Origin of the sequence: Microbacterium sp. CGR2 (assembly GCF_003626735.1) — a bacterium.
GTDB lineage: Bacteria > Actinomycetota > Actinomycetes > Actinomycetales > Microbacteriaceae > Microbacterium.
In genome coordinates, this window is sequence record NZ_RBHX01000001.1 from 2,300,256 (window position 1) to 2,326,512 (window position 26,257).

Here is a 26,257-nt window from a genome sequence, read left to right on the forward strand (position 1 = left end):
CATGACACCGGATGCTGCCCAGCGAGCCGTCGTCGCCGCCGCGTCGACAGCCTCGGGCGTCATCATCGGCGCCCCGGGCACGGGTAAGACGCAGACTCTCGTCGACCGCGTCGTGCATCTGCTCGGCCCCGACGGCATGCGCCCCGAAGAGGTTCTCGTCCTCACTCCCAGCCGCCAGGCCGCGACCGCACTGCGCGATCGCATCGGGGTGCGGGTGGGGCAGGCGACCCCCGGACCCCTTGCCCGTTCGCTGGGTTCCTTCGCGTTCCAACTCGTACGCGGGGCCATGGTCCGCGTCGGCGACGAGCCACCCGCTCTGCTCACCGGCGCCGACCAGGACCGCATCATCGCCGAGCTGCTCCGTGGCGACGCCGAAGATGGGCGCATCACGTGGCCGGAAGCGCTCAGCCCGTCCGTGCGTGCGTCGAAGGGCTTTCGGTCAGAGCTTCGGGCGTTTCTCGCCGAGTGCACCGAGATCGGCGCACACCCCGACGAGCTTCGTGCGTCGGGGAGCGGCGTCTGGGCAGCCGCGGCCGACTTCCTCGTGGAGTATCGCGAAGTGCTCGACGCCTTGCGCTCGGCCCACCGTGACGCCGCCGATCTTCTGAGCGAGGCGAGCGGCATACTGCAGTCGGCAGAGCCGGCGGCGCTGGGGCCGCTCGCCCCGCTGCGCGTCGTCCTCATCGATGATGCGCAGGAGCTCACACGCGGGGGGATCGAGGTGGTCCGGGCTCTGCGCAGCAGGGGGATCGCCGTCTCGGCCTTCGGAGATCCCGACATCTCCTCCGGGGCTTTCCGTGGCGCGAGCCCTGAACTCTTCGCTCGGCTCGCCGGCGCACTCGGCGAGGTGCACGTGCTGGACGGGCCGCACCGACAGCACCCTGCGCTGACCGCACTCACCAGGACGGTGACCCAGGCGATCGGAGTGTCCGGTCGGGTCGAACATCGTCGCGCACCGGTACCGGTGGCAGACCCGGCATCGTCCGTGACCACCTTCATCGCCCCTTCACCGTATGAAGAGCTCGACCGCATCGCCGGCGTCATGCGGGACTGGCATCTCACCGACGGCATCCGCTGGGATCGGATGGCCGTCATCGCCCACGACACGCGTCAGGTCAGCACGTTGGAGACCGAGTTGGCGGCGCGCGAGATCCCCACCAGGGCCGCCGGGGTGCAGCGCCCGCTCGGCAGTGAGGGAATCGTGCGCGACATCGTCGGCATCGTGCGTCTCGCGTTGACGCCGGCCGACGAGCGCACCCCGCAGGCGCTCGAAGAGGCTCTGCGGACCCCGTTCGGAGGAATGGACGCCATCGGTCTCCGGCGACTGCGTGCACGCCTGCGCCATATCGAGCTCGAACAGGGCGGCTCCACGCCCGCGCGCGAGCTGCTGCGACAGGCCATGGCGAATCCGGCACACCTGACACTGATCGACTCGCCGGAGTCGCGCACGGCGACCCGCTTCGCGGAGACGATCGAAGCCCTTCACCGCGCGGCTGCCGAGGGAGAGACCATCCACGACCTGCTGTGGCGAGTGTGGGACCAGGCACGCGCGGTCGACGGTCGACGGCTGCAGACCGCCTGGCGAGAGATCTCCATGCTCCCGACGGGAGCAGAGACGGCGCGCTCTCTCGACGCTCTGGTCTCGTTGTTCGACGCGGCGAAGCGGTTCGTGGAGCGCACGCCCAACGAGAGACCCGAGATCTTCGTCCGTGACATCCTCGACAGCGAGGTGCCGGAAGACTCACTTTCGACGCCGGAGCGTCCGGGCAAGGTCACGCTCTTGACGCCGGCGACAGCCCTCGGCACCGAGTTCGACGCGGTCGTCGTCGCGGGTGTGCAGGACGGCGTGTGGCCCAATGTGCGATTGCGCGGAGGGCTGCTGCAGACATGGCGCCTCGCGGATGCGCTTGAGGCGGCGCGCACCGGAACCAGTATCGAGCCGCTTGGGGCCCTCGACCGCCGTCGAGCAGCGTTGCACGACGAGCTCCGCCTGTTCGTGCGGGCGATTTCGCGGGCGCGTCATCGCCTCCTGATCACGGCCGTGAATGACGACGACATGACACCGAGCGCGTTCTTCGGGTTTCTTCCGCCACCTGAACCCCCGGAGAGGCACGCCTCCGCCGAACATCCGCTGACGCTGCGCGGTCTCGTGGCGCGGCACCGCCGAGCGCTCACCGCTGTCCCGTCGGAGCATGTGCGTCGGGAGGCGGCAGCGCAGTTGGCCGTCCTCGCGCGCGAGGGAGTGCCCGGTGCCGACCCCCGCGATTGGTACGGGGTGACCCCGCCGTCGACGGACGCGCCGCTTCGTGATCTGTCGGTCACCGGAGCACGGGTGTCTCCGTCGAAGATGGAATCCTACGAGGAGTGCGGCCTGAACTGGGTCGTCTCAGCCCTCGGCGGAGACACAGTGATGCCCCCGACGGCGGGGATCGGAACGATCGTGCACGAGGCGATGGAACGGGTGCCAGACGGTGAGCTCGAGCTGATGCGTGCCATCGTCGAGGAACACTGGCCCGAACTCGACTTCGAGACGGAGTGGATCGGCCGCAAAGAGCGTCGCCGCGCCGATCTGTTCATCGACCGGCTGCACTCCTACGTGGGCGACGTGCGCCGCGAGAACGGGCGCGTGATCGGCAGCGAAGTGGAGTTTCGCTTCGCGGTCGACGTGCCGGTCGACGAAGCGCCTCCCACGGTCCACGCGGTCGGTGAGGATCGCGCGAATCAGGCCATCATCCACGGATACATCGACCGTGTCGAGGCGTATCCGCCCGGGGCCGGCGAGCATCCGCACGCCCGTGGCCGAGGGTGGGAAGGCATGTCAGTGGAGCGCGGCGGTCCTGTCGTGGTGGTCGATCTGAAGACAGGCAAGACCGATCCCGAGTCCGACTCCGGGGTGCTCGAGCACGCACAGCTCGCCGCCTACCAGGTCGCGGTGCAGCAGGGACTCGTCGAGGGCGCGCCACCGGAGTCGCTGGCGGGCGCACGCCTCGTGATCGTGTCGAAGACGCTTGCGAAGAGCGACTACCGCATCGCTCACCAGCACACGCTCGACGACGATGCGCGCGCGTCGTTCCTCCGTCGGGTGACGGGGGCTGCGCGTGGCATGTCGGCGTCGAGCTTCACCGCGCAGGTCGAATCCCACTGTGCCGACACCCAACGGCGCGTGCATCCGTGTCGCATCCACACGGTTCCGGCGGTGAGCTCATGACCGGATGGCCCGGCGAGGGCGAGATCTCGGCGGTCGATCTCGCGGCGGCGCTCGGACAGCCTTCACCGACACTCGCCCAGCAACGCGTCATCGAGGCGCCGCCGGAGCCGGCGCTCGTCGTGGCAGGTGCGGGCAGTGGCAAGACCGAAACCATGTCGGGGCGCGTGGTGTGGCTGGTCGCCAACGGGCACGTGCGGCGCGACGAGGTGCTCGGCCTGACCTTCACCCGCAAGGCTGCCGGCGAGCTCGCCGAGCGAATCGGCTCGCGACTCGCGGTGATCGACGAGTACGGACGGCGCGGGTTGCTGCCACATCTGGCCGAGATCGTGCGATCGGACTCGCTGCGCCGGGTCGACGAGGCGGCATCGGGTCGTCAACGTGACCTCGTCCGCGCGCAGGTGCTGGACGAGCTGGCGGCGAGCCATGGCACGGGGTGGGATCCTGCGACGCCGCGTGCCGCGGAAGATCTGATGATCAGGCCCCGAGTATCGACGTACAACGCCTTCGCCGACGGCATCGTCCGCGAGCATGCCGCGCGGATCGGTCGGGATCCCGACGTGGCGATGCTCAGCCAGGCAGCGTCGTGGATGCTGGCACGTGAGGTCGTGCTCCGCAGCGACCTGCCCGAACTCGAGAGCATCGACTTCGCGCTCGGAACCGTCATCGATGCCGTGCAGCGGCTTGCCGGGGAAGCCCTCGATCATCGCGTCGATCTGTCTCTCGCCGAGCGGATCGCGCTCGATCAGGCCGGCGCCTTCGAGCCGTATCGTTCGAACGCCGATGTCGAGAAAGCCGCCACGAACCTGCTCAGCCTGCCGACGCTGGCGGCTCTGGTGCGCGATTACATGGCAGAGAAGGATCGCCGCGGTGTCCTCGACTTCGCCGACCAGGTGGGTGGGGCCTACGACATCGTCGAGTCCGCACCCGACGTGCGCGCGGAGCTCCGAGAGCAGCATCGCGTCGTCCTTCTCGACGAATACCAGGACACCTCGGTCATCCAGACGCGCTTCCTCGCGGAACTCTTCCGCGACTCCGCAGTCATGGCCGTCGGGGATCCGCACCAGTCGATCTACGGGTGGCGCGGAGCAAGCGCAGACAACCTGTACGCGTTCTCCGCGACGTTCGCGAGCAGTGCGTCGGCGCAGACCTACAGTCTGATGACGAGTTGGCGCAACGATCGGAAGATCCTCGACGTCGCGAACAAGATCCTCGAGCCGCTTCAGCGGCCGGGACTCGACGTTCCTCCGCTGGAACCGCGCCCCGGCGTCGGCGAAGGCAACGTCGGGGTGAGGTTCGCGTTCACCGTGGACGACGAAGCCGCGGAAGTCGCCGAGTGGTTCGCGGAACGGCGCGCAGCGCACGATGCGCGCCCCGCGGGGCGACCGCAGTCCACCATTCCGCACACCGGCGCCATCCTCTTCCGCTCGAAGCGGCACATGCAGACCTTCGCCGGTGCGCTCGCGGCACGGGGCATACCCCATCGCATCCTCGGGCTCGGCGGACTCCTCGCCACGCCCGAGGTGGTGGACCTCGTGTCGACGCTGCGCGTGGTGCATGATCCGACGGCGGGTTCGGCTCTCATCCGGCTCCTCACCGGACCGCGCTTCGGCGTGGGGGTGGCCGACATGGCGGCGCTCTACGATCTCGGCCAGAGTCTCGCCGAACGCGACACGGCGATGGCTCCGCTTCCGGAAGAGGTGCGTGCACGACTGCGTTCCTCACGTGGGGCCGACGAGGCGGTATCCATCATCGATGCGGTCGACGTGGTGCGCGCGGTGCGTGACGACTACCGGATGCTGGAGGGGATCACCCCCGATGGTCGATCCCGCATCCGAGCAGCCGGCGAGATGCTCGAGCGGCTTCGACGCGCATCGTCGCAGCCGATTCCCGAACTGATCCGCCTCATCGAGTTGGAACTGCGCCTGGACATCGAGCTGGCGGCCAACGAGACGCGCGGCCCCGCTCGGATCGCCGCGACACAGTTGCGGGCGTTCGCGGACGAGGTGCGAGCATTCCTCGCCGCCGACGAGCGTGGCACGATCGGAAGTCTGCTCGCCTGGCTCGAGAAGGCCGAGAGCACCGACGAGCTGATGCCCCGACCGGAGCCGCCTGAGCCGGGAGTCGTCCAACTGCTCACGATCCACGGATCGAAGGGCTTGGAGTGGGACGCGGTCGCCGTGGTCCGGTTGGTCGCCGACGAGCTTCCCAGCAGAGTGTCAGACACTTCCGGGTGGTTCGGTTTCGGCGTGGTGCCCTTCGCCCTCCGCGGCGACCGCGACGCGCTGCCGCGGTTCCGGTGGGATCCGGACGAAGCGACGGGCAACGAGCCCGACCCCGTGAAGCGGCAGAAGCTCGCTCAGGCTTCTCTCTCGGGCGGAGCGACGAAAGCGAACCCGCAGGGCGGCGCCCTCCGGCGCTTCAAGGACTCGTATCGCGCCTATCAACAGCAGGAGGAGCGCCGGCTCGCCTATGTGGCCGTCACTCGCGCGCGCACGGATCTGCTGCTCAGCGGTGCGCATTGGGCGGGGCAGAAGGCCCCGCGAACCCCCAGTCCTTTCCTCCTGGAAGCCATCGATGTCTGTGGTCTCGACCCCATCGACCCCGTCGATCCGACCGAGAACCCGTATGAGGGACCGGGGTCCACGCTGCGTTGGCCGCTCGATCCCCTCGGTGCGAGACGAAGCGCCGTCACCGCGGCGGCCGCTGCTGTTGAAGAGGCCGCGCGCGCCGGCGCTGCGGAGCCGTCGGTCGAACTCGCGCGCCTGCTCGCGGAGCGCGCCGCCCGCCAGCGCGGAGCCGATGCGGTTCCCCCCACTCGTGTGCCGGCATCGCGCTTCAAGGACTACGTCACCGACTTCACCGGCACCCTGTCGACGATCGTGCGGCCGATGCCCGAGCGACCTTATCGGCAGACCCGCCTCGGCACGCTGTTCCATGCCTGGGTCGAGCAGCGCTCGGAACTCGTGGGCGTGGGGAACCGCGTCGATGAGGCGCTCTGGGAGCTCGACGAGGACGAGTCGGCACCAGAGCGCGCATCAGGCGTGGCGGAGTTCGCCGGACGGTCGGAGACACCGGCGGATGCTGCCGATCTCGCCGTTCTCCAGGAGACGTTCGAGCGCAGCGAGTGGGGCGGGCTGAGGCCGATCGCCGTCGAGATCGAGATTGACTTCGCACTCGGTGCCGGCCTCGCAGACCAGGGTGAGCGGGCAGAGGCGCACATCGTGATCTGCAAGCTCGATGCCGTGTACCGGCGAGAAGACCGGGGTGGCCGCATCGAGATCGTCGACTGGAAGACAGGCAAGGCGCCCCGCACCGACCAGGAGCGGGAGGAGCGGATGCTGCAGCTCGCGCTCTACCGCCTCGCCTATCACCGGCGCTTCGGAGTGCCGCTGGAGGACATCGACGTCGCCCTGTACTACGTCGGCGACGACCTGATCATCCGGGGCGACCGGGTTCACTCCGAGGAAGAGCTCTTCCACCGCTGGAGCGCGGCGCGCGCGGCACGCTGAGCTTCATCGGAGTCGTCGTCGCCCGAATTCTCGACAGCGCTCGCACCGGTGGCGACGGGTCGCGCGGTCAGCGGGGGCGAGGCCTCGCGAACACCCGCGGCCCCGTTCGTTCCGGCGAAGACGGTGGTGACGCCCGAGAGGTCCTCGGTCTCGATGTTCACCATCGCGGAGCGGTGCGCAGCCTCCGACGAGGCCGCATCCACATTCTCGTCGCGGCTCTGCACCCATGGCGGGCGCTCGCCATCGGGCTCGTCGACGTCGTCGGTCTCGTCTGCCTCGCTCTCGACCCAGAGGTCCTCAGGGTTGTACGCGTCGGTCTGCATCGAAATGTCCGTCGTCGAAACGGCATCCGCCGGCACACGGCCGAGTGCGTCCAGAGCGGAGTCGACCCCCTCGTTGCGCGCCGCGATGACACTCAGGTCGTCGTCGCGGAGGCCTTCGGCCAGCGACTCCAGGAGCGCTGCCGCGTCGTCGACGATGTCCGGGCGGCGCAGGGAGTCGCCGTGCACCAGCCACCGGGCGAACTCCAACTCGGCGAGAAGCCTCGCGCGAACCTCGAGGCCGGCGTCGGGGCCGCGGTCGACAGCGCGCGCGTACGACGCGTGGACGTCGGCCGCAGCATCCGGTGCCGCCGACAACCACGACAGGTCGAGCGCGGGGTCACCGACCGAGAGGCCGTGCCAGCCGAGGACACCGATGACCCCGGGGCCGCGTCCGGGATCGTCTTCGAACAGGAACGACGTCGCCTGCACGCCGCCGAGGATGACGGTGGATTCGAAGCGCCACAGGTCGTCTTCAGCGACAGCATCGCGCCAGCGCACCGTGAGGCGTGCCGGAACGCGCCCTGTGGAGGCGGCTGCGTCGACGAGGCGATTCAGCTCTTCGCGGCTCTCCTGGGCCGAGCGCGTTGCCAGGCCCGCTCCGCGCACCACGGAAGTGGGGAGGCCGTGCACCGCCGCGATGGCGGTGCCCATGGACTCCGCGGCCCCGCGCCCTGCCGGCACCATCGACGCCTCGATCTGGAAGCCCGGGAGGAGTTCGGTCACCAGCGCTCGTCCGTCGCCGATCCGCGTCTCGCCGATGTATTCGGGCGCACGGAAGGGGAGCATCGCCCTGGCACCGTCGGTCAGGGCGCGCAGCGCGAGCGACTCGGCGGCCAACTCGCGGGCAGTGTCGTCGTCGTCCGCGACCCGGATCGCGAGTTCGCGTCCGTCGGCGAGTGAAGCCACCGCGGAATCGAAACGGCCGTCGGTCGTCGCGCTCAGCCGGCGGGCACCCGTGACCTCCGCGCCGGGCAGAGCGGCCGTCACCGCCGCGGCTAGAGTGAATGGAGAGCGTCCCATGCCCCCAGGGTAGGTCGGCTCAGGGGCGGTCCCGCCCCCGCCACGCCCGTGAGAGAGGGAGTCGATGTCCATTCCGCGTCCGTCTCTCGACCGCGCCGCCGAACTCCGCGACGAACCGAACGTGCTCGATCGTCTGCGCGCCGCACCCGACACTCGCGTGGTCGTGGTGAGAGAGGGACGCGTTCGGGTCACCGAATCGTCGCTGTTGCGGGTCTCTGCGGGAGAGATCACTGACGCGACCTGGGCGCTGCTGGGGCGGGATCGGGACGGTGTCGTGTTGCTCCTCGCTGCCGCTCCACCGGAGCCCGATGACGTCGACGCGGTTCCGGACGAGACCTGGTTGCGTCTGCGGGATCTCGGCGGCCGCATCGCCGCCGAAGAGATCGAACTGCTCATCGAGGCCGTCGCCCTGGCGGGCTGGCTGCGCGACGCGGCTTTCTGCCCGACCTGTGGCGGCAGCACCGAACTTCGGCAGGGCGGATGGTCGAGGCGCTGCCTCGTCTGCGGACGCGATCACTTCCCGAGGACCGACCCCGCGGTGATCGTGGCCGTCGAGAGTCGTGACGGCCGGCGTCTCCTGCTCGGCGCGAATGCGAACTGGGGCGGACGGATGTATTCGTGTTTCGCCGGGTTCGCGGAAGCCGGCGAATCGCTCGAGGGGACGGTCCATCGCGAGATCGAAGAAGAATCCGGAGTGCGCCTGTCGGCGTTGCGGTATGTCTCGTCGCAGCCGTGGCCGTTCCCGCGTTCCCTGATGATCGGGTTCCGCGCGGTGGTCGAAGACGAGTCCGCGGCGCGCGCCGACGGTGAGGAGATCATCGACGTCCGGTGGTTCACCCGGGAGGAGATCGGCTCCGCGCTCGAAGGGAACGGGCCGGTCGGGCTTCCGGGCCCTGCGTCCATCGCGCGGGCCCTGATCATCGAGTGGTTCGAGGACGTCGCGTGAGTGCACTCGATGCCCTCGACGAGCGGCAGCGGGAGGCAGCATCCGTGCTGCGCGGTCCCGTCGCCGTGCTCGCCGGCGCGGGGACGGGCAAGACGCGAGTGATCACGCATCGCATCGCGCATGGCGTCGACACCGGTGCCTATTCTCCCTCGCGGGTGATGGCGGTCACCTTCACCGCCAAAGCGGCGGGCGAGCTCCGCGGACGTCTGCGCGCACTCGGTGTCGAAGGCGTCGCCGCCCGCACGTTCCATGCGACCGCTCTCGCGCAGCTCAATTTCTTCTGGCCCACGCTCGCCGGATCCCCGGCACCGGCGATCATCAACAACAAGGTGCGGATGCTCGGACAGGCCGCCGACGCGATCCGGCTGCGCCCGAGCACAGCCACCCTTCGCGACATCGCATCCGAGATCGAGTGGCGGAAGGTCTCGATGCTGTCGATCGACCAGCACGCCGCGCTGGGGCGAACAGTCAGCGGGGTCGACGCGAACCAGCTGGCCGAGCTCATGCGCGGCTACGAGGCGTTGAAGGACGAGCGTCGTCAGCTCGACTTCGAAGACGTCCTGCTGGCCTGCGCGGGCATGTTGGAAGCCGAGTCGCGAGTGGCGGCATCCGTGCATGAGCAGTACCGGCATTTCACGGTGGACGAGTTCCAAGACGTCTCGCCGCTGCAGAACCGTCTGCTCGAGCTCTGGCTCGGCGACCGGCAGGACATCTGCGTGGTCGGGGATGCCAGCCAGACCATCTACTCGTTCGCCGGGGCGGAGCAGCGGTTCCTCCTCGAATTCGAGCGTCGGCACCCGGACGCCACCGTCGTGCGACTCGAGACCAACTACCGTTCGCAGGCTCCCATCCTCACCGCGGCGAACGCATTGATGCGCGGCCGGCCCGGAGCTCTCGAACTCGTACCGGCGCGAGAGCAGTTCACCGCGGACGCGCCGACCATCACGGCGTACGACAACGAGACGGCGGAGGCGGCAGGCATCGCGGCCGACATCTCCGCGCGGATCGCCGCGGGTGCCTCTCCGTCGGATATCGCGGTGCTGTACCGAGCGCACGCGCAGTCTGGCGTGCTGCAGCAGGCGCTCGGCGCGGAAGGTATTCCGACGTCGGTTCTGGGCGGCACCCGCTTCTTCGCCATGCCCGAAGTGCGGCAGGCCATTCTCGCGCTGCGGGCCGCGGCGGTGGCCCCCACCGAACAGGGATTCCTTCCCGGCGTGCAGCGGGTCCTGCGTGAACTCGGCCTCAGCGATGAGCCACCTGCCGCGGGAGGCGCGCAACGTGACGGGTGGGAAGCCCGTCGGGCGATCCTCCGGCTCGCGGAGGAGGCCGGACCGGACGCGAACCTGCGCACCTTCAGCGACGCGCTGATGGCCCGGGCGAAAGACCAGCACGAACCGACCATGCGGACGGTCACGCTGTCGACGCTGCATGCGGCGAAGGGCCTCGAATGGGCCCACGTCTATCTCGCGGGATGGGCCGAGGGTTCGCTGCCGATCTCGTATGCGACGAGCTTCGAGGCCGTCGACGAGGAGCGCCGGCTGGCGTACGTCGGAGTCACGCGGGCCGCGCGAACGCTGGGTCTGTCATGGTCGCGGTCGGCAGGGCGCGGAGAGCGGGCGCCGTCGAGGTTCCTCGCGGAGATGGGCACGACTGCTCGCGGCACCGGCATTCTTCGTGAAATGTCACCGAGCGCCACGCGCGCGAGCCGTTCGCGCTGACGCGCACGCTGCGCGCCGGGATCGACTCGTCCGACCGGAGGAGAGTCGCGACGAGCAGCCCTGCATCGGCGACCTGGGCGGCCCGCAGAGTGTCGGGCCCGCGGCCGATCATCTGCGAGTGCAGGAGCGGCCATGCGGGATCGTCGTCCGTCCGGTGCGCATCCCGGCAGGCGAGACAGGGCGACTCGCCCGGCATGACCAGCGGTCCGACGCTGAGGTGTCCTGGCTCGAACGACACCGGCAGGTGGGCGGTGTCGTCACGCAGATGACGGGCGAACTGGACAGCGGCGGCCGCGCCCTGCACCAGGACCACCGCCACGCCGTGCGGGGTGGCGGGGTCGACGAGCGGGACCCCCTCATCCGTGAGGGCCTCGCGGATTCGGTATTCGCTGCGACCGTCGGTGATCCCGATGTTCTCGATCCACGCCGGGCGGTGGCGGGGGTGAGCGTCGATCAGAAGGTGTTCGACGCGAGCGAGCAGCCGTCGCGCGTCCTCCCGCGGTGCCCCCACCCCATGCGCGATCACATCGAATGAGCCGCGGCGGAATCCCGCGCACATGCGACTGAGGAGGAGTTCCACCCAGGCTTCGTCGGCCGCGACGTGCAGCGCACTCTCCAGACCGAACTGCAGCGTGCGCTCATCGCGCCAGAGCAGCGGGACGCTCGGGTCGAGGCGCGTGCGTGTCGGCGGAGTGAGCGGCATCCCCCGATTCTGGGGAATCAGGTGACGCGGTGGGGTCCGAAACGACTATCTGTGGACAACTATCGTCGTCCGCGGGCCGGGGGAGGAGCGGTGTGCGACGGTCAGACCGGCCGGTCTCCCTCAGGCGCGGGATCTTCCGGCTCAGGGCCTCCCGGTGCAGAGCCGCCGTCGTCGTCACCATCGCTCGTCGAGGGCTTCTCCGCTGAGAAGTCATCTCCGTCCAGCAGGCGGGCGAGCGCCTCGTCGAACTCGTCGGCGATCGGCTCCTCACCGCGTTCCGCGGCCTGCAGACGCGCGACGAGAGCGCGGGGATCGTCGATGTCCTCGGCGGTCGGCATCAGGTCCGGGTAGTCCCACAGGGCGTCGCGGGCACCGATGCCCACGGCATCGGTCACGGCCTGCCACATCGCCGATGCCTCGCGCATCCGCCGCGGACGCAGCTTCAGGCCGACCAGCGCGCCGAGGGCATCCTCGGCCGGGCCGCCGACGGCTCGACGACGCCGGGCCGCCTCGGCGATGCGAGCGCCGTCGGGGAGTCGGGATGTCGCTTGCGCGGTGACGACGTCCACCCAGCCGTCGATGGTGGCGATCAGATTCTCGAGCCGCGTCAACGCCTCTCGCTGTGCCTCTGTCTGCGTGGGCAGAAGCGCCCCGCCCTCGATGGCGGCCCTGAGCTCCTCGGGGTCGGACGGATCCAGGCGACTGGCGACATCCTCCAGAGCCTCCACGTCGACGGTCACGCCGCGGGCGAAGTCCGTGATCTGCGCCATCACGTGCAGGTGGAGCCACTTCGCGTGCCGATAGAGGCGTGCGTAGGCGAGCTCGCGGGTGGCGAGATACAGCGCGATCTGATCCTCGGGGATCTCCAGCCCTTCTCCGAAGGCCGTGAGATTCTGCGGGATGACGGCGGCCGTGCCTGCGGGCAGCACCGGGATTCCGACGTCGCCGCCGGAGACGACCTCGAGTGAGAGGTTCCCCAGGACCTGTCCGAACTGCGCGGCGAACACCGAACCGCCGAGGCCGCGCATCAGCTTGCCTGCGCCCTGGACGACGCTGCGCATTTCTTCGGGGACCTGGGTGTCGAGTGCGGAGGTCAGCGCGTCGGCGATGCTGGTGGACACCGGGTCGGCGATCTCCTTCCACACCGGCAGCGTCTTCTCGACCCATTCGCCGCGGGTCATCGCGGTCGGGGGCTCCGAGAGCTCGGAGATCGTGGTGACCTCCCCGAGCCAAAGCCCCGCCAGTGCGAAGGAATCGACGAACGAGCTCCGCGAGCCGTCGGTGATTCCCTGACCGTCGCGATTGGCGATGTGCAGGGCCTGACGGGTGGCGTTGTCCCAAGGATCGCCGCCGAACGCGCCCTGCAGCTGCGACATGATCGTCTGCATCATCGCCGGGTCGAACTGGAGGCCGTCCATGCCCTCGAGGGCACCTCGGAGCGCCTCCGGGTCGATGTCGCCACCGCCCTGATTGGAGAGCATCCGTCTCAGGAACTCCTGGAAGTCCTCGGGTGTCGGGTCGTTGTCTGCCATGTCGTCGCCCTCTCAGCACGCCTAAAGCCGTGGCATCTACGCTAGTCACAGGTTTCTGCGCGCGTCCCCCCAGCGAGCAGATCGCTGTACGCCGCTCGCGAACGACGGAGGATGCTGTGGATCGAACGCGGTCTGGAAAGCCCGGACTGGGTGTCTGGGCGCTGATCGTCGCGCTCGTCGCCCTCGTCGTGCTGACCTTCCTTCCCACGCCGTATGTGATCCAGCGTCCTGGGCCGGTCTACGACACCCTCGGCACCGCCACGGGCAAGGACGGCGAGGAGGTGCCGCTGATCAGCGTCGAGGGCACCCGGACCTACGAGACGGCGGGTGCGCTCGATCTCACCACCGTGCAGGTCGTCGGCAACCGCGAGCGCACGCCGAGCTGGCTGGAGCTGGCACTGGCGTGGACGGACTCCTCGCGCGCCGTGGTCCCGTTGGACTCGGTGTTCCCGGAGGGTGTCACGACGGAGCAGCGCGACGAACGGAACGCCATGCTGATGGTCGACTCCCAGCACGAGGCGACCGCGGCAGCGCTGAACGAGCTCGGCTACGACACGGGGGCGGAGGTCGTCGTGGTGGAGGCCGTCGAGGGGACGCCGTCCGACGGGCTTCTCGAGGCTGACGACGTGATCACGGCGATCGACGGAACGACCGTCACCTCGGCGACCCAGCTGCGCGAGGCGATCCAGGATGCCGAAAGAGACCCGGTCGCACTCACCGTGCTGCGTGACGGGGAGGAGCAGACCGTCGAGGTCGCACCGGAGAAGCACACCGAAGACGGCGTCACGACCTGGTTGATCGGCATCACGTTGCGCACGGACTACGACTTCGAGGTCGATGTGACCATCCAGCTCGACAACGTCGGCGGTCCGAGCGCCGGAATGATGTTCGCGCTCGGCATCGTCGACACGCTCACCGAGGGCGAGCTCAACGGCGGCGAGAACATCGCCGGCACCGGGACGATCGATGCCGCGGGGACAGTCGGGCCGATCGGCGGCATCCGCCAGAAGCTCTACGGCGCGCGCGACGCCGACGCCGAGTACTTCCTCGCTCCGGCGGCGAACTGCGACGAGGTCGTCGGCCATGTGCCGGACGGCCTCCAGGTGATCCGCACGGCGACGCTCGAGGAGTCGCTGGACGCGCTCGAGGTCATCGCCGACGGCGGGGACGTCGAGGCGCTGCCCGCGTGCGAGGTCCCGTCCTCCTAGTGCGGCCCCGGCGTGACCGCGTCGTGACCGGGATGACAGCCCCCGCACAGTGAGGCCCGCCTAGGATGGGAGGGTGACCTCGACATCTGCTCCGAACCCGGCCACGCCTCGAACCTCCCGACGCATTCTCGGCATCTCCCTGGTGATCATCGCCGCGTTGATCGCGACGTTCTTCGTGTTCGCCTCCCTGTACACCGAGTTCCTCTGGTTCGACCAAGTGGGCTTCACCGGTGTCCTCACCACCCAGTGGATCGCCTCGGCGGTGATGTTCGTGGTGGGCTTCCTCGGAATGGCTGTGCCGCTGTTCGTCGTCATCCAGCTGGCGTATCGACTGCGCCCGGTGTACGTGCGCCTCAGCTCGCAGCTGGACCGGTATCAGGAGGTCATCGAGCCACTGCGCCGTCTGGCCATGTGGGGGATGCCGATCTTCTTCGGCCTGTTCGCCGGCTTCGCCGCCGCGGGACAGTGGGAGACCGTCTGGCTCTGGCTCAACGGTGTCGCCACGAGCGCTGTCGACCCGCAGTTCGGCATCGACACCGGCTTCTACATGTTCGCGATGCCGTTCTACTCGGTTCTGCTCGCGTTCGTCTCAGCCGTCCTGCTGCTCTCGCTGCTGGTGACCGCCCTGGTGTCGTACCTCTACGGCTCGGTGCGTCTCGGCCAGGGCGAGCTGCGCATCTCGAAGCCGGCACGCATTCAGCTCGCCGTCCTCGCCGGCCTCTACCTGCTCGTGCAGGCGGCAAGCCTGTGGCTCGACCGCTACAAGACTCTCGTCGCCCCCGACGACCGCATCACGGGTGCCGCCTACACGGGCGTGAACGCGACGATCCCGGGTCTTGCGATCCTCGCCATCATCGCCGCCGTCGTGGCGATCCTCTTCTTCGTCACCGCGGTCATCGGACGCTGGCGTTTCCCGCTCGCGGCGACCGCCCTCCTGATCGTGGCCTCGCTCGTCGTGGGCGTCGGGTACCCCTGGGTGGTCACCACCTTCCAGGTGAAGCCGAACCAGAACGCTTATCAGGCCGAGTACTACCAGCGGAACATCGACGGGACGAAAGAGGCCTACGGCGTCGCGAACCTCGAGACCACCGCTTTCGAAGCGGAGACGGATGCCGCCGCCGGCCAGCTGCGGGAGGACGCCGCGACCACGGCATCGGTCCGCATCATGGACCCGCAGGTGATCCCGCCCACCGTGCGCCAGCTCGAGCAGTACCGCGGGTACTACCAGTTCCAGACCACGATGGACGTCGACCGCTACGAGATCGACGGCGAGATGCAGGACACGGTCGTGTCCGTGCGAGACCTCGACATGTCGGGGCTCGGCGACGGCGACAACTGGAACAACCGCGTGGCGGTCTACACCCACGGCTACGGACTCGTCGCGTCGGCGGGCAACCAGCGCACGAGCGACGGCGAGCCGGTCTTCCTCGAACGCGGCATCCCCTCGTCGGGATTCCTCACCGATCGGGAGAACTTCGAGCCGCGCGTGTACTTCGGCGAGTACTCGCCCGAGTACTCGATCGTCGGCGCGCCGGAGGGTTCCGAGCCGGCCGAGATCGACTACCCGCGCGGCAAGGACGGCTCCAGCGAGACGAAGACGACGTTCTCCGGCGATGGCGGCCCGAAGGTCGGCAACACCTTCACGAAGCTCCTTTATGCGCTGAAGTTCCAGTCGGAGCAGATCCTCTTCTCCAACCTCGTGAACGAGGAGTCTCAGATCCTCTACGACCGCGACCCGTTGACGCGCGTGCAGAAGGTCGCACCGTACCTCGAGCTCGACAGCGACCCGTACCCCAGCGTGGTCGACGGCCGCATCGTGTGGATCGTCGACGGCTACACCACGAGCGCGACGTATCCGTATTCGACGAGCGTGAGCCTGTCGGACGCGATCGCCGACTCGAACGTGCCGTCGCCGACGCTCGCGATCGACGACATCAACTACATCCGGAACTCGGTGAAGGCCACCGTCGACGCCTACGACGGTTCGGTCACCCTGTACGCGTGGGACGACGAGGATCCGATCCTCGAGACCTGGCAGAAGGTCTACCCGTCGACGGTGAAGCCGATCAGCGAGATGTCCGGCGAGCTGATGAGCCACGTGCGCTACCCGACCGACCTCTTCAAGGTGCAGCGCGATGTGCTCGGCATCTACCACGTCGACACGGCGGGCTCCTTCGCTCAGCAGGACAACCGCTGGCAGACGCCGAACGACCCGCGCAGCGAGTCGCAGCTGCAGCCGCCGTACTACCTGACGATGCAGATGCCCGGTCAGGAGACCCCGCGGTTCTCGATGTTCTCGACCTTCATCCCGGTATCGCAGGGCGCAGGAGGCAGCCGAGACGTCCTGATGGGCTATCTCGCGGTCGATTCGGATGCCGGTTCCGAAGCCGGAGTGAAATCGGATGGCTACGGTCAACTGCGCATGCTGGAGATCGACACCGACACCACGGTCCCCGGTCCGGGTCAGGTGCAGAACACCTACAACTCGGACACCGCCGTCGTGCCGCAGCTCAACCTTCTGCAACAGGGTGAGTCCGAGGTGATCTACGGAAACCTGCTGACGCTGCCCGTGGGTGGCGGTCTGCTCTACGTGCAGCCGGTGTACGTGCAGTCGTCTGAGGGTACGCAGCTGCCGCGTCTGCAGAAGGTGCTCGTCGCCTTCGGTGATCGCGTCGCCTTCGAGAACACCCTCACAGAAGCACTCGACACGCTCTTCGGTGGCGACTCCGGTGCGACCGGTGGTGACGAGACGGTCGAGCCGAGCGACCCGGAGGCACCCGCCGAGCCCGACCCCGACACCGGTGAGGTGCCGACCGAGCCGACAGAACCCACGAATGCCGAGGCGGCAGCGCTGGCCGCCGCCCAGCAGGCGCTGCTCGACCGGGAAGCCGCTCTCAAGGCCGGTGACCTGGAGGCGTTCGGCGAAGCCGACAAGCGCCTGACGGCCGCGGTCGAGCAGCTGCTCGAGCTGGAGTCCGCCGCGGGGGAGTAGGTCCTCGCACAGCATGAATGGGCGCCCCCGGTGGGGGCGCCCATTCATGCGTCCGGGCTCATCCGTCTGCGGCCAGTCCACCCGGTACTGGGAAACCCTGTGATCACCATCGCATTCCTGGGGTTGGTGACGGGAGGAGGGGAGCCTACTGTGACGTTATGGCGTCTTCCCGATCCCGCGTGCTCGACGCTGTGGCGGTCAGTCCCGACATCGTCTTCGGTGATGTCGCCGGCAACCTCGAGCGCCTGTCCGAGGCCTTCGCGCGCACGGGGGACGACGTCGCCCGATTGATCGTCGCACCCGAATTGGCGACGAGCGGGTATGTCTTCACGGACCGCGCTGAGGCGCTGCCGCTCGCGATGAGTCGTGACGACGAGAGGCTGAGAGAGCTGGGTCGGGGCCTGGGACACCGCTCCGTCGCCGTCTTCGGATTCGCCGAACGCGACGGCGACGCTCTCTTCAACACCGCGATGGTCCTCTCGCGCGACGGAGTCATCGCGACATATCGCAAGTCGCATCTCTGGGGTGCGGAGAAGCTCGTGTTCGATCCGGGCGAGAAGGCGGGCCTCGTCGTTGCCACGGAGGTCGGGCGACTCGCCGTCGCGATCTGCTACGACAACGAGTTCCCGGAGGTCCCGCGCGCCCTCGGCCTCGCCGGTGCCGACATCCTGGCGCTGCCGGTCAACTGGCCGATCGTTCCGCGACCGGCGGGGGAGCGTGCGCCGGAGACCATTCAGGCCATGGCGGCTGCTCGGTCCTCGCGTCTGCCCACCGTGATCGCCGACCGATCAGGGGTCGAGCGCGGCGTCGAGTGGACCGGCGGTACGGCTGTCATCGACGGAGAGGGATGGGTCGTGGCCGAAGCACACGACGGTATCGCCGCAGCGACCGTCGTCATCGAACCCGGCCATAAAGGTCTGGGACCCCACAACGATCTCTTCGCCGACCGGAGACCCGACCTCTATCTCGGCCCCGCATCCTGACCCGAACGGAATCCATGAACAACTCACGCGGCGATGCGCCGATGCCCGGTGTCGTACAGACCGAGGTCTCCGTACCGGCCACGGCGGGAATCGAGATCAAGTCGATCGATTGGGTGCCGCTGACCGAGCGAACCGGCAAGCCCTCGAGCCTGTTTTCCATCTGGTTCATGTCGAACGCGAACATCACCACCCTCGCGACCGGGATGGTGGGCGTCGCGATGGGCGCCAACTTCCTCGTCTCGGTGCTGGCGATCGTTCTCGGCGTGGGCGTGGGCACGGTCTTCACAGCGTTCCATTCCGCGCAGGGCCCGCAGCTGGGCTTGCCGCAGATGATCCAGTCGCGCGCACAGTTCGGGTACCGAGGCGTGGCGATCGTCTGTCTCGTGGTCGTTGCGAGCATCGTGGGGTTCAACATCTTCAACCAGCTGCTCGCCGGTCAGGTGCTCACTGCGACGACCGGCATCGACGCCGGTGCCTGGTGGTACATCCTGATCACAGGCCTCGCCCTCACTCTGGCCATCGTCGGCTATTACTGGATCCATCGGGTGCAGAAGTGGCTGACGTGGCTGTTCCTGGCGACCTTCGGCGTCTTCACCATCGTGGCGATGGTCGTTCTGCCGCTCGCCCCTGCTGACTGGTCGTTCGAGAACGTGAACTGGCCTGCGCTCCTGGTGCAATTCGCTGCCGCTGCGGCCTATGCCCTTGGCTGGGCGCCTTACGTGTCGGACTACTCGCGGTACCTTCCGCCCCAGACGAGTCCGCGCAAGGCGCTGTTCTACACCGCGACGGGCGTCATCGTCGGCGCCGGGTGGCTGATGATCCTCGGCGCCTTCGTCGCCTCCCTGTTCGCGGATGCCGACCCTGTGGCGGCCCTCGCCGCAGCTGCCGATGCGATCATGCCAGGCCTCGGGGTGGCTCTGCTGTGGTCGGCGCTTCCCGCGCTCATCACCGTCATCACGATCAACATCTACGCGGCGAGCATCGAGCTCATCACGGTCGCCGATTCGTTCCGCTCCGTGCGTCCCACGCGGCTGACCCGCATCGTCGCATGCACCATCATCGGCCTGGGGGGTCTGCTCGGCGCAGCTCTCTCCACGGGGGAGTTCCTCGATTCCTTCGGCAGCTTCCTCGTGGTGCTGCTCTACGTCCTCGTCCCGTGGACCTCGGTCAACCTCGTCGACTACTACCTGGTGCGCCGCGGCCGCTACGCCATCGCGGAGATGTTCCGCCCGCACGGGATCTACGGTGCGTGGGGCTGGCGCGGCCTCGCCGCGTACGCCATCGGAATCCTCGCTATGATCCCGTTCGTCGTGACGACCTGGTTCGTGGGGCCGATCGCGGCGGCCATCGGTGGAGTGGACGTCGCTCTGTTCGTCGGGCTGGCGGCATCGGGGGTCGCATACGTGCTGCTGGCGCGCGGGCTCGATCTCGACGCTGAACGTCGGCTGGCGCGCCGAGAAGCGGATGCCGCGGGAGTGCGCTCCGTGAGCTTCAGCCCGAGCTGAGGTCGGTCGATGCCGGCCAGTGGGGTCTGAATCCGACGAGGTTCGGGCCCCACCACCGCGTGAGCGCAGCGTCTGATACGCAGAAAAGGCCCGATCCTTGCGGATCGAGCCTTTTCCATTTGTTGCGGGGACAGGATTTGAACCTGCGACCTCCGGGTTATGAGCCCGGCGAGCTACCGAACTGCTCCACCCCGCGGCACAAGAAGTAACTTATCACGGATCTCGAGAGCTCGCGAATCGAGGCGCGGGGTCGGCGGATGCGAGAAGATGAGGGCATGTCAGACAGCGCAGCAGTCCCCGTCGCGGTGTGCCAGTTCGCCCCCACCGCGTCCCGGTCCGACAACCGCGATCGGATCGCCGAATTGACTGCGGATGCGGCTGCGCGGGGCGCGAAGGTCATCGTCTTCCCCGAGTATTCGAGCTACTTCGTCAACCCGATGGACTCGAGTCTCGCGTCGAATGCGGAAGACCTCGAAGGGGAGTTCGTCGCCGCGCTGACGGCTCTGGCTGCCGACTACGCCGTCGTCATCGTCGCCGGGCTCGTCGAGCGGGCGACCGATGGTGATCACGTACGGAACACGGTCGTGGCCGTGCGGGGCGACGGCATCCTGGCGGTCTACCGGAAGCAGCACCTGTACGACGCGTTCGGACAGACCGAGTCGGACTGGATCGAGCCCGGTGATCCTGGCATGGCGTCGACGTTCGACGTGGCAGGACTGCGCTTCGGGCTGATGACCTGCTACGACCTGCGTTTCCCTGAAGTCGCTCGAGTGCTCATCGACGCCGACACGGATGTGCTCGTCGTTCCCGCCGAGTGGGTGCGGGGGCCCCTGAAAGAGCATCACTGGACCACGCTGCTGGCTGCCAGAGCGATCGAGAACACCGCCTATGTGATCGCCGCCGATCATCCCGGCCCCATCGGGGTAGGGCACTCGCAGATCGTCGATCCCGAGGGCGTCGTGCTCGCGGGAGTCGGTGCGGTCGAGGGAATCGCGGTCGCAGCGGTCGAACACGCGTCGATCGAGCGCGTACGCGACGTGAACCCGTCGTTGCGCGTGCGGCGCTACACCGTGACCCCGCGATAGGGCGGGCCGGCGGATCAGGCGCCGAACGCAGCCGTGAGGCGCGCGGCTGCGTCTTCCAGCACTTCGACGCGCTTGCACGCGGCGAAGCGCACCAGGCCGGCGTATTCGTGCCGCCGCGCCGCCGACGCGAACGCTGTCAGCGGGATCGCCACGACGCCCGCACGCTCGGGAAGCGCGCGGCAGAAGGCCGCCGCATCCGCCCCGCCCAGAGCCGTCGCGTCGGCGACGGTGAAGTAGCCTCCCTGCGGCGTGTGCACGGCGAACCCGGCAGCACTCAGCCCCTGGCCCAGGATCTCGTGCTTGCGGGCGAGTGCTGCCGCGGCATCCGTGAAGAAGTCGTCCTGGAGGCGGAGGCCCACGGCGACCGCCGGCTGGAAGGGTGCACCGTTCACATAGGTCAGGTACTGCTTGACCGTCAACACTGCCGAGACGAGGTCAGCCGGTCCGTGCAGCCAGCCGATCTTCCAGCCGGTGACGGAGAACGTCTTGCCCGCAGACGAGACCGTGAGGGTGCGCTCCGCGGCACCGGGGAGTGTGGCGATCGGCACATGGGGCGTGCGGAACGCCAGGTGCTCGTAGACCTCGTCAGTCAGGATGACGGCGCCGTGCCGCGCGGCCAACCGGACGACTTCGGCGAGTACGTCGCGATCGAAGACGGTGCCGGTGGGGTTGTGCGGATCGTTCACGAGGATGATCCGGGTGCGATCAGACACGGCGGCGGCGAGGAGATCGAGATCGGGCTGGAAGTCCGGTGCACGCAAGGGCACGGTACGCAGCCGGGCCCCCGCGAGGGCGACCGCGGCGGCGTAGGAGTCGTAGTACGGCTCGAAGACGACGACCTCGTCGTCCGGCCCCTCGATGAGCGCAAGCAGGGTCGCTGTCAGCGCCTCGGTCGCGCCGGCGGTGACGATGATCTCGGTGTCCGGGTCGACGTCGAGGCCGTAGAACCGGCGCTGGTGCTCGCTGACGGCCATCCGAAGGTCTGGGATGCCTCGCCCGGGAGGGTATTGATTGGCTCCGCGTGCGATGGCTTCGCGCGCGGCTTCTCGCACGACGTCGGGGCCGTCCTCATCCGGGAAGCCCTGACCGAGATTGATCGCGCCCGTACGGGCCGCCGCGGCAGACATCTCTGCGAAGATGGTGGGCGCGACGGTTCCGTCCGAGGCGAGGAGGCCGGCACCTGCTGCTGTGCGTCTCCATGCGCCGGGAATGTCACTCATGAAGAACAGGCTAAGGCCATAGCGGAAACTCATCTTCGCCATAGAGAACGCACAGACACAGGCGTCACTCTGGAGGAGCGACGATGGAGGAGCACACCATGAACCAGGACGACAACCACGACTACCGACCGGCGGCGAACGCGGGTCCCGAGAATGCGCCGACAGCGCCCAGACAGGGACACGAGGTGCCGTCGGTGTTCACGTCGCGGCCGCCCGTTCCCCCGGTCGGGCAGCCCGCGTCGGGATCGGCATTCGGCGTTCCCAGCGCTGCGCCGCACACCCAGCCGACGCAGCCGCTCGACGACTCCGTGCGATTCGGCTCCGCGGGTGGACCGGCCGACGCCACCACGACCAAGGATGCGCGATCGAAGGGTGGCTCGAAGATCGCCGCGGTCATCGTCGCTGCAGCACTCGTGGGCGGCGTTGCCGGGTTCGGCGGCGGGGCGCTGCTGACCGGCCTTCAGGAACAGCCTTCCTCGGGGATCGCGGGAGGGCCGCAGACGGTCACCGTGAACAACCCCGGATCGGTCAACGAGACCACCGCCGTCGCGACCGAGGCCCTGCCGTCGGTCGTCACGATCGAGGTCGCGGGTTCGGAGGAAGCCGGCAGCGGTTCCGGCGTCATCATCAGCGACGACGGCTATGTGGTCACCAACACTCATGTGGTCACCCTGGGGGGCGCGGCCGCCGACCCCGCGATCCGCGTGACCACCTCGGACGGCCGCATCTTCGACGCCACGATCGTCGGCACGGACCCCATCTACGACCTGGCCGTCATCAAGCTGACCGATGCGGAAGGCCTCACCCCGATCGAGTTCGCGAACTCGTCCAAGCTCAACGTCGGCGATACGGCCGTCGCTCTCGGTGCTCCTCTCGGCCTGGCGAACTCGGTCACGACCGGCATCGTGAGCGCCCTGAACCGCAGCATCCAGATCGCGTCCGCGGCTCTTCCCGAGTCGTCGTCCGAAGACGCACCCGAAGAGCAGCAGACCCCGGAAGAAGGACAGGGCGAGGGTCCGTTCCAGTTCGACCTCCCGGGCAACACCGCGCAGCAGACCTCGGAGTCGATCTCGATCGCGGTCATCCAGACGGATGCTGCGATCAACCACGGCAACTCCGGCGGCGCCCTCGTCAACAGCAAGGGCGAGCTGATCGGCATCAATGTGGCGATCGCCAGCGCCGGCAGCTCGGAGGAATCCGGGTCGATCGGCATCGGCTTCGCGATCCCCTCGAACATCGCCCAGCGCGTCTCCGAGGAGATCATCGCCGACGGAACCGCCACCCACGGTCTGCTCGGGGCCTCGGTCCGCGATGCCGCCAGCGTGGAGGGCTCAGACGTCGCCGGTGCGTACATCGCCGAGGTCACCGGCGGGGGCGCGGCCGCGGAGGCCGGGCTCGAGGCGGAAGACGTCGTGACGGTGTTCAACGGTGTTCCCATCACCAGCGCCAGCGACCTCACCGCTCAGGTGCGTGCCGCGGCCGGTGGCAGCGACGCCACGATGACCTACGTCCGTGGCGGCAAGGAGTACGAGGTGGATGTGACGCTCGGCGATCTCGCCGGCTGATCCTCGACGTCGCAGAGAAGGACGCCACCCCGCGATAGGCTCGCGGGGTGGCGTCCTTCTCTTTCGGCACCGGCAACGCGGCCAAGCTGGTCCGGATCCCGCTCTACGCCGCAGGACGCATCGGCACCCTCCTCGTCCCGCGTGGACAGCGCTGGGTGTTCGGGTGCGGCGCCGGGATCGGCGACGGCGCCCTGGCGCTGCACCGGTACGCGACGGCCGCGGGGCACGACACTCTCTGGCTCACGTCCTCCGACCGAGAGGATGCGGATGCCGCCGCTCTCGGCATCCGGACCACTCGCAAGAGCGGCCTCCGAGGCTGGCTGGCCACAGCCACAGCGGGGGTCCTGGTCGTGACGCATGGTCTGGGTGACGTGAACCGATACGCCAACGGCGGCGCGTTCATCGTTCAGCTCTGGCACGGCATCCCCCTCAAGCGCATCGGACTCGATTCGCCCGCCACGACGCAGGTGCCCTCCGTCCCGGGAGCGCCCGTGCTGCGCCGCCTGGTCGAATGGCTCTACCGCAGCTCCGCGCGGCGGATCAGCGTGCTTCCGGCAGCGTCGCACCGATCCAGAGGGCGTCTGGAATCCGCGTTCGGGCTCGGTGATGAGCGGGTGGTCGTCACCGGAGAGCCTCGCGTCGATGTTCTCTCGGCCGGACCGCTGGATGCGCGTCAGGCAGCGGCGCAGGCCCGCCTTCGTGACGCCGTCGGCGATATCCCCCCGGGCGCGCGCACCGTCCTCTACGCGCCCACGTGGCGAGATGGGGCGGCAGACCCTGCTGTCCCGACCGCCACCGAGTGGGTCGAGATCATCGCGGTGCTCGAGCAGAACGATGCCGTGCTTCTGGTCCGCTCTCATCCGCTCGGGGAAGGCAGCTATGCGCCGCCGCTGCAGAGCAGGCGAGTGCGGATGCTGGGGGCGTCCGTCGTCCCCGACGTGACTCCGGTACTCGCCGCGGTCGACGTGCTCGTCACCGACTACTCGTCCCTGGCCTACGACGTGGGCCTGTTGCAGACGCCCGTGCTCTTCCTCGCTCCCGATGCGGCCGAGTACGCGCAGACCCGTGGTTTCTACGGCCGGTTCGAAGACGTCGCAGGTGACGGCGATGCGGCCGAAGGATGGGACGATCTGCTCGCACAACTGCAGCGTCTGCTGTCCGACCCCCGCGCGTACGAAGCGAGGTCTGCCCGCTCCGCTACGCTCAGCGCGGGGATGCATGCATACCGTGACGGGCACAACACCCGTCGGGTCTACCAGGCGATCCGCGCGCGGGGCATACCCGCACCGAAGGGAGCACTATGACGACGGCCCGCATCGATGAGCAGGCGGAGGCGCTGATCATCGCAGGGACAGGGCGCCGACCGGCGGTGGCCGAGCTGGTCGGACCCCGGGCGCGTGTCGAGGCGCCCATCGGCGTCGACGGCGAGAACTGGGAGGCGAAGCTTCCGCTGCAGGCATCGCGCTGGGGCGGTGCCGAGCTGCCGCTGCCGACGGGCGAGTACCAGCTGCGCATCGATGACGTGGACCTCAGCGCACTTCTCGTCGCGCCCACCGTCCTTTCCGGCCTTCGTATCGCCGTCGATGGCGACACGGTACACATCAACGCGCCGATCGCCCCGGTGTACGAGTCCTTCGAGGGGCAGGCGACCCTCGAGGGACGCTACGCGAACCAGTCCGGGGGCACCGAGAACGCCGTGTTCTTCGAGAGCTTCTACGGACGCAGCGTCGGCTGCAATCCGCGGGCCATCGACCGCGAACTCGCCGCGCGGGCGCCCCAGGTGCGCAGATACTGGAGCGTCGTCGATCTGTCCGTCGCCGTACCCGAAGGCGCGATCGCCGTCGTCGAGGGCAGCCCGGAGTGGTGGCACGCACGCGGCGCGGCCCGACTGCTCGTGGTGAACGACTGGCTCCGCCGCCGATTCGTGCGCAAGCCAGGTCAGAAGGTGCTGCAGACCTGGCACGGCACCCCGCTCAAGCGGCTCGCGCTGCATCGTCCCGGCTTCGATCCGCGCAGGATGGCCGCCGTGGTGAAGGAATCGCGACGGTGGGATCTCCTGCTTGTGCAGAACATCTATGCGGAACGCATTCTCCGCAAGGCGTACGCCTTCTTCGGGCGGCCCATCTGGGTCGACGGGTATCCGCGCAACGATGCGTTGGCGACGGGAGACCCGGCGGCGATCCGGGGCGCGCTCGGCATCGGCCGAGAGGAGCGCGTCCTGCTCTACGCCCCGACCTGGCGCGACGACCGCACCGAGATGGTGGACTTCATCGACCCCGAGTCCTTGGCACGCCAGGCGGATGCCGTGGTGCTCGTGCGCGGACACTCGCGCACCCTCGAGCAGGGTCGTGACCGCGCCGGAGCCAGGGTCATCGACGTGACCGGGTACCCGGAGACCACCCAGCTGCTCCTCGCCGCGGACGCGCTGATCACCGATTACTCGTCGGTCATGTTCGATTTCAGTGTCACGGGAAAGCCCATGTACTTCCTCGTTCCCGACCTCGATCACTACCGGGGAGAGCTGCGCGGATTCTATTTCGACCTCGCGGAGCGTGCACCGGGCCCACTGGTGCAGACGCAGGAAGAGCTCGCCGCGGCGCTGGCGGATGACGGACACGAAGCGCGGTACGCGACTCGTTACGCCGCGTGGCGAGCTCAGTTCAACCGGCTCGACGACGGCCACGCGGCCGAGCGCGTGGTCGACCGCATCCTCGACCTGGGATTCGTCACCCCCTGATCA

Annotated in this window: 15 protein-coding genes and 1 tRNA gene; 12 read left to right on the forward strand and 4 right to left on the reverse strand. The window is 68.7% G+C overall.

What is annotated here, in order from left to right:
- Nucleotide 1 precedes the first annotated feature (1 nt).
- Both D7252_RS11575 and D7252_RS11580 read left to right on the forward strand, forming a co-directional pair.
- Nucleotides 2–3,208, forward strand: coding sequence for an ATP-dependent DNA helicase (locus D7252_RS11575; protein ID WP_120775526.1), 3,207 nt, complete (start codon nucleotides 2–4; stop codon nucleotides 3,206–3,208).
- A complete protein-coding gene (locus D7252_RS11580) occupies nucleotides 3,205–6,717 on the forward strand; it encodes an ATP-dependent DNA helicase (RefSeq protein WP_120775527.1) in 3,513 nt (1,170 codons plus the stop codon). The genes D7252_RS11575 and D7252_RS11580 overlap by 4 nt, the downstream gene beginning before the upstream one ends.
- On the opposite strand, the gene D7252_RS11585 is transcribed toward D7252_RS11580, so the two are convergent.
- Nucleotides 6,663–8,060 (reverse strand): phosphotransferase, encoded by a 1,398-nt coding sequence (locus D7252_RS11585; RefSeq protein WP_251050707.1) that lies wholly within the window; start codon nucleotides 8,058–8,060, stop codon nucleotides 6,663–6,665. The genes D7252_RS11580 and D7252_RS11585 overlap by 55 nt on opposite strands.
- 64 nt (nucleotides 8,061–8,124) lie before the next feature.
- Here D7252_RS11585 and nudC point away from each other — a divergent pair, with 64 nt between their 5' ends.
- Both nudC and D7252_RS11595 read left to right on the forward strand, forming a co-directional pair.
- The gene (gene nudC / locus D7252_RS11590) at nucleotides 8,125–9,006 is read left to right on the forward strand and encodes an NAD(+) diphosphatase (protein ID WP_120775529.1); all 882 of its coding nucleotides are present in this window, start codon (nucleotides 8,125–8,127) and stop codon (nucleotides 9,004–9,006) included.
- Nucleotides 9,003–10,724, forward strand: coding sequence for an ATP-dependent helicase (locus D7252_RS11595; protein ID WP_120775530.1), 1,722 nt, complete (start codon nucleotides 9,003–9,005; stop codon nucleotides 10,722–10,724). The genes nudC and D7252_RS11595 overlap by 4 nt, the downstream gene beginning before the upstream one ends.
- A gap of 804 nt (nucleotides 10,725–11,528) precedes the next feature.
- Here the strand turns inward: D7252_RS11595 and D7252_RS11605 are convergent.
- Complete coding sequence (locus D7252_RS11605; RefSeq protein ID WP_251050708.1) at nucleotides 11,529–12,959, reverse strand: zinc-dependent metalloprotease; 1,431 nt, start codon at nucleotides 12,957–12,959, stop codon at nucleotides 11,529–11,531.
- Nucleotides 12,960–13,075: 116 nt separating this feature from the next.
- On the opposite strand from D7252_RS11605, the gene D7252_RS11610 reads away from it, so the two are divergent.
- The 4 genes from D7252_RS11610 (at nucleotide 13,076) to D7252_RS11625 (ending at nucleotide 19,647) form a co-directional block, all read left to right on the forward strand.
- Nucleotides 13,076–14,167, forward strand: coding sequence for a PDZ domain-containing protein (locus tag D7252_RS11610; RefSeq protein ID WP_120775532.1), 1,092 nt, complete (start codon nucleotides 13,076–13,078; stop codon nucleotides 14,165–14,167).
- 73 nt (nucleotides 14,168–14,240) lie between these two features.
- Nucleotides 14,241–17,159: a UPF0182 family protein gene (locus tag D7252_RS11615; protein ID WP_120775533.1), complete on the forward strand. Its 2,919-nt coding sequence runs from the start codon at nucleotides 14,241–14,243 to the stop codon at nucleotides 17,157–17,159.
- 158 nt (nucleotides 17,160–17,317) lie between these two features.
- The gene (locus D7252_RS11620; protein ID WP_120775534.1) at nucleotides 17,318–18,142 is read left to right on the forward strand and encodes a nitrilase-related carbon-nitrogen hydrolase; all 825 of its coding nucleotides are present in this window, start codon (nucleotides 17,318–17,320) and stop codon (nucleotides 18,140–18,142) included.
- A gap of 14 nt (nucleotides 18,143–18,156) precedes the next feature.
- Nucleotides 18,157–19,647, forward strand: a complete 1,491-nt coding sequence (locus tag D7252_RS11625; RefSeq protein WP_215110943.1) for a cytosine permease — start codon at nucleotides 18,157–18,159, stop codon at nucleotides 19,645–19,647.
- Between the two features lie 122 nt (nucleotides 19,648–19,769).
- Here D7252_RS11625 and D7252_RS11630 read toward each other — a convergent pair.
- Nucleotides 19,770–19,843, reverse strand: a tRNA-Met gene (locus D7252_RS11630).
- 79 nt (nucleotides 19,844–19,922) lie between these two features.
- Here D7252_RS11630 and D7252_RS11635 point away from each other — a divergent pair.
- Entirely contained in the window at nucleotides 19,923–20,732 is an 810-nt protein-coding gene (locus D7252_RS11635) for a carbon-nitrogen hydrolase family protein (protein WP_120776938.1), read from the forward strand.
- A gap of 14 nt (nucleotides 20,733–20,746) precedes the next feature.
- Here D7252_RS11635 and D7252_RS11640 read toward each other — a convergent pair whose 3' ends face one another.
- A complete protein-coding gene (locus tag D7252_RS11640) occupies nucleotides 20,747–21,952 on the reverse strand; it encodes an aminotransferase class I/II-fold pyridoxal phosphate-dependent enzyme (RefSeq protein ID WP_120775535.1) in 1,206 nt (401 codons plus the stop codon).
- A gap of 83 nt (nucleotides 21,953–22,035) precedes the next feature.
- On the opposite strand from D7252_RS11640, the gene D7252_RS11645 reads away from it, so the two are divergent.
- The 3 genes from D7252_RS11645 to D7252_RS11655 are packed head-to-tail and all read left to right on the forward strand — an operon-like array spanning nucleotide 22,036 to nucleotide 26,254.
- Complete coding sequence (locus D7252_RS11645) at nucleotides 22,036–23,517, forward strand: S1C family serine protease (protein WP_251050709.1); 1,482 nt, start codon at nucleotides 22,036–22,038, stop codon at nucleotides 23,515–23,517.
- A 47-nt stretch (nucleotides 23,518–23,564) separates the two neighbouring features.
- Entirely contained in the window at nucleotides 23,565–24,821 is a 1,257-nt protein-coding gene (locus tag D7252_RS11650) for a CDP-glycerol glycerophosphotransferase family protein (protein ID WP_120775536.1), read from the forward strand.
- On the forward strand, nucleotides 24,818–26,254 hold the full coding sequence (locus D7252_RS11655) for a CDP-glycerol glycerophosphotransferase family protein (RefSeq protein WP_120775537.1): 1,437 nt from the start codon (nucleotides 24,818–24,820) through the stop codon (nucleotides 26,252–26,254). Before D7252_RS11650 ends, D7252_RS11655 begins: the two co-directional genes overlap by 4 nt.
- Nucleotides 26,255–26,257 lie beyond the last annotated feature (3 nt).

Bases quoted from the DNA above. Each gene is read 5' to 3' on its own strand.
- D7252_RS11585 (WP_251050707.1), bottom strand. From the start codon at position 8,060: ATGGGACGCTCTCCATTCACTCTAGCCGCGGCGGTGACGGCCGCTCTG.
- D7252_RS11625 (WP_215110943.1), top strand. From the start codon at position 18,157: ATGAACAACTCACGCGGCGATGCGCCGATGCCCGGTGTCGTACAGACC.
- D7252_RS11605 (WP_251050708.1), bottom strand. From the start codon at position 12,959: ATGGCAGACAACGACCCGACACCCGAGGACTTCCAGGAGTTCCTGAGA.
- D7252_RS11640 (WP_120775535.1), bottom strand. From the start codon at position 21,952: ATGAGTGACATTCCCGGCGCATGGAGACGCACAGCAGCAGGTGCCGGC.
- D7252_RS11575 (WP_120775526.1), top strand. From the start codon at position 2: ATGACACCGGATGCTGCCCAGCGAGCCGTCGTCGCCGCCGCGTCGACA.
- D7252_RS11655 (WP_120775537.1), top strand. From the start codon at position 24,818: ATGACGACGGCCCGCATCGATGAGCAGGCGGAGGCGCTGATCATCGCA.
- nudC (WP_120775529.1), top strand. From the start codon at position 8,125: ATGTCCATTCCGCGTCCGTCTCTCGACCGCGCCGCCGAACTCCGCGAC.
- D7252_RS11580 (WP_120775527.1), top strand. From the start codon at position 3,205: ATGACCGGATGGCCCGGCGAGGGCGAGATCTCGGCGGTCGATCTCGCG.
- D7252_RS11635 (WP_120776938.1), top strand. From the start codon at position 19,923: ATGTCAGACAGCGCAGCAGTCCCCGTCGCGGTGTGCCAGTTCGCCCCC.
- D7252_RS11645 (WP_251050709.1), top strand. From the start codon at position 22,036: ATGGAGGAGCACACCATGAACCAGGACGACAACCACGACTACCGACCG.
- D7252_RS11620 (WP_120775534.1), top strand. From the start codon at position 17,318: ATGGCGTCTTCCCGATCCCGCGTGCTCGACGCTGTGGCGGTCAGTCCC.